Origin of the sequence: Streptomyces tricolor (assembly GCF_002155905.1) — a bacterium.
Lineage (GTDB): Bacteria > Actinomycetota > Actinomycetes > Streptomycetales > Streptomycetaceae > Streptomyces > Streptomyces tricolor.
In genome coordinates, this window is the sequence record NZ_MUMF01000030.1 from 1 (window position 1) to 9152 (window position 9152).

Sequence of the window (9152 nt, forward strand, 5' to 3'; positions counted from 1 at the left end):
CCCCGGACGTGTGCACCCTGGGCAGGACGTACGGCGGCTGGCACAAGGACAGCCCCGAAGCAAGGATCTGCGACCAGGCGTACGGCCGCTGACGCACGCCACGAGGGGCGCGGCGCACTGCACGACCAGCCACGACGGCGCGGCGCACGGCGAGACGCCCCCCGGCACCCGGCACCCGGCACCCGCGGAGCGCTACTCGTCCTCCTCCAGACGCAGCGCCAGCCGGCTGATCGCGGACCGCACCCCCTCGCCGTAGCCGTCGTCGGCGAGGAGGCCCGCGGCGGCGCGGGCCCGGCGCAGATGGCTGCGGGCGGCCTCGGCGCGGCCCAGCTTGACGTAGTCGGCGGCCAGATTGAGGTGCAGGGAGGGGAAGAAGCCCTGGACGCTCGCCGGGTCGCCGCCCGCGCGGCCGTCGGCCAGCTCCTCCGCCGCCGACAGCGCCCGCAGGTCCCAGGCGAGTTCGTCCGCCGGGTCGTCCTGGGTGTCGGCCAGGTAGTGGGCCAGGGTGCAGCGGTGCAGCGGGTCACCCTCCTCGCCGATCTCCGCCCACAGGTCCAGGAAGCGGCTGCGGGCCTCCTCGCGGTCGCCGCCGTGGTGCAGCATCACGACCTGCCCGATCCGCGTCAGCACGGCCTCCGGGGCCGCCTGCTCCTGTCGCTCCACCACGGGGTCCCTCCGGGGCGTTGGCAATGGTCCGCTGCTGACGCTAACCGGCGCCGACCGGATTCCCGGACAGGCGGCGCCGTTGTGCTGACGGGCCGGTGGCGCGGCTGCGGATGCGTGATGGCCGGTCGCTCCCCCTGAGTTCTCGGCTCCGCTCGAACAGGGGCACCCCCGTCGGGGCGGAGCCGCACAGCGATACAGCCCCGCGCCCCTGGCGAACCGCCCCACCGCCGGCCCGTCAGCCCAGGTTCGGGATGCGCCAGTCGATCGGCTCGTGCCCCTGCGCGGCGATCGCCTCGTTGATCTGCGTGAAGGGGCGGGAACCGAAGAACTTCTTCGCGGAGAGCGGCGAGGGGTGCGCGCCCTTGACCACCACGTGCCGGGTCTCGTCGATCAGCGGGAGCTTCTTCTGCGCGTAGTTCCCCCACAGCACGAAGACCGCCGGGTCGGGGCGGGAGTCCACCGCGCGGATCACCGCGTCCGTGAACTTCTCCCAGCCCTTGCCCTTGTGCGAGTTGGCCTCGCCGGCCCGGACGGTGAGGACCGCGTTGAGCAGCAGCACGCCCTGCCGGGCCCACGGCATCAGATAGCCGTTGTCCGGGATGGGCAGGCCCAGCTCCGCCTGCATCTCCTTGTAGATGTTCCGCAGGGACGGCGGGGTCTTCACGCCGGGGCGCACCGAGAAGCACAGACCGTGGCCCTGGCCCTCGCCGTGGTACGGGTCCTGGCCCAGGACGAAAACCTTCACCTGCTCGTACGGCGTCGCGTCCAGCGCGGCGAAGACCTCCTCGCGCGGCGGGTAGACGGGACCCTTCGCCCGCTCCTCCTCGACGAACTCCGTCAGCTCCTTGAAGTAGGGCTGCTGCAGCTCGTCGCCCAGAACCCCGCGCCAGGACTCGGGCAGCATGGCGATGTCGGTCACGTCAACGTCCTCACGATGTCGATCAACTACGCGTGCGGTCACTTCCAGGTCTCAGAACCTACAGGCGACCACTGACAACCGGTGCCGCGAGGGCCGTCCGCCGGGCTCACCAGCTGGTCTTGCGGTGCAGCATCCACATCATCATGATCGTCGACGGGTCCAGGGCCTGCTCGCCGCCGGAGATGTCCACGCTGGCCGCCACGAACTGCCGGCCCTGCCACAGCGGGAGCAGCCGGGCGTCGTCCACCATGATCTGCTGGGCCGCCTCTAGGTCCTTGACGGTCCGGGCGCGGTCGCTCTCCGCGCGCGCGTGCGGCAGCAGCCGGTCGGTGATCTCCTTGGCCGGGTAGGGCGTGCCGAGGGCGTTGTGCTCGCCGACGAACGGGGCGATGAAGTTGTCCGCGTCCGGGAAGTCCGGGAACCAGCCGCGCCCGAACACCGGGTACTCGCCCTTCTGGTAGCCGACCACGTAGGACTTCCAGGGGCGGCTCTTGAGGGTGATGGTGAACAGCCCGGAGTCCTCCAGCTGCCGCTTCAGCTCCCGGAACATCAGGGCCGTCTCGGAGCCGTAGCGGTCGGTGGTGTACCAGAGGGTGAGCGGGACGGGCCGGGTGATGCCGGCGTCGGAGAGGATCTTGCGGGCCTTGGGGACGCTCGGGTCGCCGTAGTCGTCGAAGAAGCCCGTGGCGTGGCCGGTCAGGCCCTTGGGGACCATCGAGTACAGCGGGTCGACGGTGTCCTTGTAGACCTTGTGCGCGATCGCCCCGCGGTCCACGATCTGGGCGACGGCCTTGCGCACGGCGGGTTGCCTGGCCCAGGGGTCCTTGGGGTTGAACACCAGGTAGCTGATGTCGGTGCCGGTGCCGTCGACCAGTTGCAGTTCCTCGTCGTCGTGCTCCTGAAGGGCGAGGATGTCGTCGGCGGCGAGACCTCGGTAGGTGACGTCGATCTGCCGGTCCTTGAGCGCCTTGACCATGCCGGCGGAGTCCTTGAAGTAGCGGATGGTCACCGCGTCGTTCTTCGGCTCGGCGAAGCCCTGGTAGGTGTCGTTGCGGACCAGGACGGCCTTGTCGCCCTCCTCGTAGGACTCCAGCTCGTAGGGCCCGGAGCCGTGGACGGAGGAGTCCTCGCGCAGGGAGCCCCTGGGGTAGTCGTCCGGGTCGACGATCGACATGGCGGGGGTGGCCAGCACGAAAGGGAAGGTGGCGTCGGGCTGGTTGAGGTGGAAGACGATCTCGCGGTCGCCGGAGGTCCGGACGCGGTCCAGGCTGCCGAGCAGCCCGGCGGGGCCGCCGGGGGCGTCGATGGCGCGGATGCGGTCGATCGAGTACCGGACGGCCTCGGCGGTCAGCGGGTCACCGTCGGCGAACTTCAGGCCGGCCCGCAGCTTGCAGCGGTAGGTGCGGCTGGTGGAGTCGGTGAAGGAGCAGCTCTCGGCGGCGTCGGGCTGGGGGGTGGTGGCGCCGTTCGGGTAGGCGAGCAGCGTCTGGAAGATGTTCCGGTACAGCTCCCAGGAGCCGTCCCAGGCGCCGGCCGGGTCCAGCGTGCTGGGGGCGCTGGTGGTCCCCACGACGATCGGACCCTGACTGTCCGGATCGTCGTCGGACAACAGACTGCATCCGGCCACCAGAGATAGGGACGCGATCGCCGCGACTCGCCGCAGGAATCGGTTCCGGTTGAACACGCGCACGCTCCTCGATCTGCCTCACCAAGGTCGGCAGACCATACCGCAGCGTTCGCACCGCTGAACCTGCCCGGAAACGCCCCTTCCTGATCGACTGAGCGATGACCACGTTGTCATTCCGCTATGCGGTTCCCGAAGGGCCTTCCGGGCGTCGATCCGTCCGAAAATCGACGCCCGGAAGAGATACTCAGCCTCAGCCGACGCCGGCGTTCAGGAAGATGCCGCCGTCCACGACGAGGGTCTGACCGGTCACCCAGTCGGACTGCTCGGAGGTGAGGAACGCGGCGGCCCCGCCGATGTCGGAGGGCACCCCGAGGCGGCCGAGCGGGTAGGCGGCTGCCGCCTCCTCCTCCCGGCCCTCGTACAGGGCCTGCGCGAACTTCGTCTTGACCACGGCCGGGGCGATCGCGTTGACCCGTACCCTCGGCGCGAACTCGTGCGCCAGCTGCTGGGTCAGGTTGATCATCGCGGCCTTGCTGACGCCGTACGCGCCGATGAACGGCGAGGGCGCGAGGCCGGCGACGGAGGCGATGTTGACGATCGCGCCGCCGTTGTCCTTCTGCCAGGCGTGCCAGGTCTTCTGGGCGAAACCGAGCGCGGAGATCACGTTGGTCTCGAAGACCTTGCGGGCGACGTTCAGGTCCAGGTCGGCGATCGGCCCGAACACGGGGTTGGTGCCCGCGTTGTTGACCAGGAAGTCGACCCGGCCGAAGGCCTCCATGGTGCGCTCGACGACCTCGGCCTGGTGGTCCAGGTCGTGCGCCTTGCCGGCGACGCCGATGACCCGCTCGGCGCCGAGCTGCTCGACGGCCTCCTTCAGGGCGTCCTCGCCCCGACCGGTGATGCACACGCGGTCGCCGCGCGCGACCAGGGCCTCGGCGACGCCGTAGCCGATGCCGCGGCTGGCTCCGGTGACGATCGCGACCTTGCCGGACGGCTCCGGGAGTTCAGTCATGTCCGTGTTACCCCTGCATCCCTTAGTCGAGCGGTCCGCCGGCGACGTACAGCACCTGGCCGGAGACGAAGCCGGCCGCCTCACCGGTGAAGAAGGCGATGGCGTTGGCGATGTCCTCGGGCTCGCCGACGCGCTGCACCGGGATCTGGCCGGCGGCCGCCTTCTTGAAGTCCTCGAAGCCCATGCCGACCCGGTCGGCGGTGGCCTTGGTCATCTCGGTGGCGATGAAGCCGGGGGCGACGGCGTTGGCGGTGATGCCGAACTTGCCCAGCTCGATGGCGAGGGTCTTGGTGAAGCCCTGGAGACCCGCCTTGGCGGCCGAGTAGTTGGCCTGGCCGCGGTTGCCGAGCGCCGAGGACGAGGAGAGGTTGACGACCCGGCCCCAGCCGGCGTCCACCATGTGCTTCTGGACGGCCTTGGTCATCAGGAACGAGCCGCGCAGGTGCACGTTCATGACCGTGTCCCAGTCGGCGGCGCTCATCTTGAACAGCAGGTTGTCGCGCAGCACGCCGGCGTTGTTGACGAGGATCGTCGGGGCGCCCAGCTCTTCGGTGATGCGGGCGACGGCCGCCTCGACCTGCGCCTCGTCGGAGACGTCCGCGCCGACCGCGATGGCCTTGCCGCCGGCCGCGGTGATCTTCTCGACGGTGTCCTTGCAGGCGGCCTCGTCGAGGTCGATGACGGCGACCGCGCGCCCCTCGGCGGCCAGTCGTACGGCGGTGGCGGCGCCGATGCCGCGTGCCGCGCCGGTGACGACCGCGACCCGCTGTTCAGTGGTGGACATTGCTGCTTCTCCTCGCCCTTGAGAGAACCTGTCGGGCCCTGGGAGAGGGCCCGCCGGTGCGGTGAGCGACCGCTTAGTACCTTCAGCACCCGTGACGCTAGAAGCCCCGGCACCCGGTGTCAACGGCACATCCGGCCGGTGTGATCCATTACCTCACCAGGAGGTCCAGCAACCGTTCCGTCTCGGCGGCCGGGTCGGCGGTCAGGCCGGTGTGCACGGGTCCGGGCTGGACGACGGTGGAGCGGGGCGCGATCAGCCAGCGGTAGCGGCGCCCCGCGTCGTCGCCGGCCGCCTGTCCGGCCTGTTCACCGCCCGCGCAGTGCCGCTCGACGGCACCGAGCGCGGCCCGCACGCCGGCCACGTCGGCGGCCGGGTCCAACGCGAGCAGCCGGGCCTCGTCCAGATGGGTGCGGGCGCCGACATAGCCCCGGGCGCGGCAGTAGACGACGACGCCCGCGTTGATGCACTCCCCGCGCTCCACCCGGGGTACGACCCGCAGCAGCGCGTACTCGAACACGTCCCGGTCGCCGCCCTGGCCCGCCCGGGTGATGTGGCGCTCGGTGACATGGCCGGCCATGTGGATGTGGGTCTCGCTCACTTGCCCTCCTCGGTTCCGGAGCCGAGGCCGGTGATCCGCTCGGCGATGACGGCCGCCCGTGCGAGCAACGGCCGCGCGTAGGCCCGGCGCAGCTCGTCCGGGGTGTCGAAGCCCGGTTCGCCGGCCAGCCAGGCGTCCGGGATCTCGGCGGTGACCTCGGCGAGCAGGTCCTCGGTGACCCGGGGCGCAAGCTCGGCCGCGGCGGCGGGCACGTCGGGGGCGAAGCGGGCGAGGGCATGGTCGGAGGCGTCGTACGGCCGGGCCGCCGAGGTGTCGGCCGCGGGCCAGTTGTGGTGCCAGATCATGGTGGCGCCGTGGTCGATGAGCCACAGTCGGCCCTGGTGCACGAGGAGGTTGGGGTTGCGCCAGGAGCGGTCGACGTTGTTGACCAGCGCGTCGAACCAGACGATCCGGCCGGCCTCCTCGGGGCTCACCGGGAAGGCGAGCGGGTCGTAGCCGAGGGCGCCGGACAGGAAGTCCATGCCGAGGTTGGTGCCGCCGCTGGCCCGGAGCAGGTCCTGCACCTGCTGTTCGGGCTCGCCGAGCCCGAGGACGGGGTCCAGCCGGACGGTGACCAGCCGGGGCATGCGGAATCCGAGCCGGCGGGCGAGTTCGCCGCACACCACCTCGGCGACCAGGGTCTTGCGGCCCTGTCCGGCGCCGGTGAACTTCATGACATAGGTCCCGAAGTCGTCGGCCTCGACGAGCCCCGGCAGCGAGCCCCCCTCACGCAGGGGCGTGATGTAGCGGGTCGCGGTGACTTCCTTGAGCATCGCCCCAGGTTACTGGGGTACGGCCCGGGGGTCCGGCCGGCAGCGGGCGCGCGGCCGTGGCGCACGGCCCGCTCACCGCCGGAGGGAAAGGATCTGGCTGCCCGTCTGAACAGCCGCCGCCGCGGGGCCGTACCCCATGACGGACCACGAAGCTCCGCGGAAGGGAACCCCTACATGACCAGCGCATCGCCCCAGTCCCCGGCGGGACCGGCTCGCCGTACCGTCGTGGCGGCGGTCGGAGCGGCCGGGCTCGCCGCCGCGCTGACCGCCTGCGGTTCGGGCGACGACTCCTCGGACACCGTCGACACGGGCTCCGGCAACGGCACCGGCTCCGCCGCCGGCGGGGCCACGCAGGACGGCGGCGGAGCCGGCGGCGCCGCGCTCGCCAGGACCGCGGACATCCCCGAGGGCGGCGGCAAGATCTTCAAGGACCAGGGAGTCGTGGTCACCCAGCCGACGGCGGGCACGTACAAGGCGTTCTCGTCCAAGTGCACCCATCAGGGCTGCGCGGTGGGCAGCGTGGCGAAGGGCGTGATCGTCTGCCCGTGTCACAACAGCGAGTTCTCCGTGACGGACGGCAGTGTGAAGAAGGGGCCGGCGACGCAGGCGCTGGCCGCGGCGAAGATCACCGTCTCCGGTGACGAGATCAGGCTGGCCTGAGCCGGGCTCAGCGCCGCCCGCGCGCCCGCCCGAGGCAGCCGAGCACCTCGTCGGTGGTCGCCACCGTGGCGACCAGCGCGAGCGTGTGGCGGATCATCGCGGGGGTGTACTCGGCGGGCACCCCCGCGATGGCGTCGGCCGGGACCACGGCGGTGTAGCCGAGGTTGACGGCGTCGAACACCGCGTTCGGCACGGCGACGTTGGCGGAGACCCCGGTGACGACCAGCGTGCGACAGCCGAGGTTGCGCAGCAGGGCGTCGACGCCCGTGCCGTGGATCGGGGACAGCCCGTGCAGCCGCCGTACGACGATGTCCTCCTCGGCGACCTCGATCGGGGGTGCGACGCGGACCGCGGTGCTGCCGGTCAGCTGCTGCACGGGAAGCCGTTCGGCGGCCCGGAACAGGCGGGCGTTGCGGCTGGCGCCGCGGCCGTCGGGGCGGCGCTCGGCGATCGCGTGGATCACCTGCGTCCCGCTCGCGTGGGCGGCGGCGACCAGCCGGGCCACGTTCCGCAGGGCGCCGGAGGAGCGCGCCGCACGGGCGAGTTCGGGCAGCGCGCCGTCCGGGCCGACGACGCCCTGCTGGCATTCCACGGTGAGCAGGACGGTGCTCACGGGGTCCAGGAGTTCCGCGAGTCGCTCGTACGACGCCATGCCGCGCCTCCTCGGCGAAGACCCGTTCTCTTTTCTGACGCGATGTCAGAGGATCAGCACCACACGATAGTTCTCTGGCATCACGTGGGAGAAGAGGGGGCCGCATGACCGTCACGCAGCAACGCCGGGGCCGGAAGATCATGATGACACCCGGCGAGCTGGACGAGTTCCTCACCACCCAGCGCACCTGCCGGGTCGCGACCGTGTCCGCCGACGGCACACCGCATGTGAGCGCGCTGTGGTTCGCGTGGGACGGTGCCGCGCTGTGGCTGTACTCGGTGGTGCGCAGCCGCCGCTGGGCCCAGCTGAGCCGGGACCCGCGGGTGGCCGTCGTGGTCGACTCCGGCGAGGAGTACGACCAGTTGCGCGGGGTCGAGCTGTCCGGCCGGGTGGAGTTCGTGGGCGAGGTGCCCCGCCGGGGCGAGCTGTGCGCCGAACTCGACACGGCCGAGACGCTGTTCGCGCGCAAGAACTTCGGTCTGGACGAGATGCCGCACGACGGCCGGCACGCGTGGGCCCGGCTGGTCCCGGAGAAGATCGTCTCCTGGGACTTCCGGAAGCTGGGCGGGGTGTAGGGCGCGGGGGTCAGCCCAGCTTCCGTGCCGTCGCGCGCAGCGCCTCCACCGCGGCGCGGATGGAGGGCCGGCGGTCCGCGTCCGCCCGCCAGATCACGTACACATGGCGGCGGACGCGCTGCTTGAGCGGCACCAGGACGACGCCCTCGGGCACCGGGTGCCGGCCCAGCAGCGGGGCGATGCACACGCCCAGCCCGGCGGCCACGAGCCCGAGCTGGGTGTGGGTCTCGCCCGCGCGGTGCCCGACGATCGGCTCGACGCCCTTGGACCGCAGGGTGAACATCAGCCACTCGTGGCAGAACTCGCCCTCGCCCCAGGTGATCCACTCGTCCTCGGCGAACTCGGTGAGGTCCACCTCGTCCCGGTCGGCGAGCCGGTGTCCGACGGGCATGGCGACCTCCGCGGGGTCGTCCAGCAGGGGCGCCTTGACCAGGCCGTCGGGCACGGGCATCGGCTTGTTGTACCAGTCCAGGACCACCGCCAGGTCGAGATCGCCGCGCACGACCCCGGCGATGCCCTGCTCCGGCTCCAGCTCGCTGGAGCGCACGCGCAGCCCCGGGTGCGCGGTGCGCAGCGCGCCGAGCGCGGCGGGGAAGAGGCCGCGGGCGGCGGTCGGGAAGGCCGACAGCCGCAGTTCGCCGACGACCTGGCCGCGGTGTGCCTCCAGGTCGGACTCGGCCAGTTCGACCTGCGACAGGATGCGCGCCGCGTGCTCCGACAGCAGCCGGCCGGCGTCGGTGAGCCGGACGCCCCGGCCGTTCTTGGCGAGGAGCTGCTGGCCGATCTCCCGCTCCAGCTTGCCCAGCTGCTGCGAGACCGCGGACGTGGTGACGTGCAGCGCCTCGGCGGCGGCGCTGACCGAGCCGTGCCGGGCCAGGGCGTCGAG

11 protein-coding genes are annotated in these 9152 nt (G+C 71.9%); 2 read left to right on the top strand and 9 right to left on the bottom strand.

The genetic code is table 11. The features are described 5' to 3' along the window. Positions 1 to 192: 192 nt before the first annotated feature. From CCN44_RS02520 to CCN44_RS02550, 7 genes are all read right to left on the bottom strand, one after another. Positions 193 to 666: a hypothetical protein gene (locus CCN44_RS02520; protein ID WP_059248097.1), complete on the bottom strand. Its 474-nt coding sequence runs from the start codon at positions 664 to 666 to the stop codon at positions 193 to 195. A 235-nt stretch (positions 667 to 901) separates the two neighbouring features. Beyond that, entirely contained in the window at positions 902 to 1585 is a 684-nt protein-coding gene (ung, locus tag CCN44_RS02525; RefSeq protein ID WP_086696741.1) for a uracil-DNA glycosylase, read from the bottom strand. Between the two features lie 106 nt (positions 1586 to 1691). Next, entirely contained in the window at positions 1692 to 3269 is a 1578-nt protein-coding gene (locus tag CCN44_RS02530) for an ABC transporter substrate-binding protein (RefSeq protein WP_059248099.1), read from the bottom strand. Positions 3270 to 3462: 193 nt separating this feature from the next. Further along, positions 3463 to 4224, bottom strand: coding sequence for an SDR family oxidoreductase (locus tag CCN44_RS02535; RefSeq protein ID WP_059248100.1), 762 nt, complete (start codon positions 4222 to 4224; stop codon positions 3463 to 3465). Positions 4225 to 4246: 22 nt separating this feature from the next. Then, positions 4247 to 5008, bottom strand: coding sequence for a 3-oxoacyl-ACP reductase FabG (fabG, locus tag CCN44_RS02540; RefSeq protein ID WP_059248101.1), 762 nt, complete (start codon positions 5006 to 5008; stop codon positions 4247 to 4249). A gap of 148 nt (positions 5009 to 5156) precedes the next feature. Next, entirely contained in the window at positions 5157 to 5606 is a 450-nt protein-coding gene (locus tag CCN44_RS02545; protein ID WP_059248102.1) for a DUF3037 domain-containing protein, read from the bottom strand. Continuing rightward, positions 5603 to 6379 (bottom strand): HipA family kinase, encoded by a 777-nt coding sequence (locus tag CCN44_RS02550; RefSeq protein ID WP_059248103.1) that lies wholly within the window; start codon positions 6377 to 6379, stop codon positions 5603 to 5605. Before CCN44_RS02550 ends, CCN44_RS02545 begins: the two co-directional genes overlap by 4 nt. 174 nt (positions 6380 to 6553) lie before the next feature. On the opposite strand from CCN44_RS02550, the gene CCN44_RS02555 reads away from it, so the two are divergent. After that, the gene (locus CCN44_RS02555; RefSeq protein WP_059248104.1) at positions 6554 to 7039 is read left to right on the top strand and encodes a Rieske (2Fe-2S) protein; all 486 of its coding nucleotides are present in this window, start codon (positions 6554 to 6556) and stop codon (positions 7037 to 7039) included. Between the two features lie 7 nt (positions 7040 to 7046). Here the strand turns inward: CCN44_RS02555 and CCN44_RS02560 are convergent, their stop codons facing one another. Next, positions 7047 to 7691, bottom strand: coding sequence for a cysteine hydrolase family protein (locus tag CCN44_RS02560; RefSeq protein WP_059248105.1), 645 nt, complete (start codon positions 7689 to 7691; stop codon positions 7047 to 7049). 104 nt (positions 7692 to 7795) lie between these two features. Here CCN44_RS02560 and CCN44_RS02565 point away from each other — a divergent pair, with 104 nt between their 5' ends. Continuing rightward, the gene (locus tag CCN44_RS02565) at positions 7796 to 8266 is read left to right on the top strand and encodes a pyridoxamine 5'-phosphate oxidase family protein (RefSeq protein WP_059248106.1); all 471 of its coding nucleotides are present in this window, start codon (positions 7796 to 7798) and stop codon (positions 8264 to 8266) included. 10 nt (positions 8267 to 8276) lie between these two features. Here CCN44_RS02565 and CCN44_RS02570 read toward each other — a convergent pair. Then, positions 8277 to 9152 (bottom strand): LysR family transcriptional regulator (locus CCN44_RS02570; RefSeq protein WP_086696742.1); only part of this gene is annotated, 876 nt, incomplete at its 5' end.

Coding starts and splice junctions, on each gene's coding strand:
- CCN44_RS02555 (WP_059248104.1), top strand. CDS start 6,554: ATGACCAGCGCATCGCCCCAGTCCCCGGCGGGACCGGCTCGCCGTACC.
- fabG (WP_059248101.1), bottom strand. CDS start 5,008: ATGTCCACCACTGAACAGCGGGTCGCGGTCGTCACCGGCGCGGCACGC.
- CCN44_RS02560 (WP_059248105.1), bottom strand. CDS start 7,691: ATGGCGTCGTACGAGCGACTCGCGGAACTCCTGGACCCCGTGAGCACC.
- CCN44_RS02565 (WP_059248106.1), top strand. CDS start 7,796: ATGACCGTCACGCAGCAACGCCGGGGCCGGAAGATCATGATGACACCC.
- CCN44_RS02550 (WP_059248103.1), bottom strand. CDS start 6,379: ATGCTCAAGGAAGTCACCGCGACCCGCTACATCACGCCCCTGCGTGAG.
- CCN44_RS02535 (WP_059248100.1), bottom strand. CDS start 4,224: ATGACTGAACTCCCGGAGCCGTCCGGCAAGGTCGCGATCGTCACCGGA.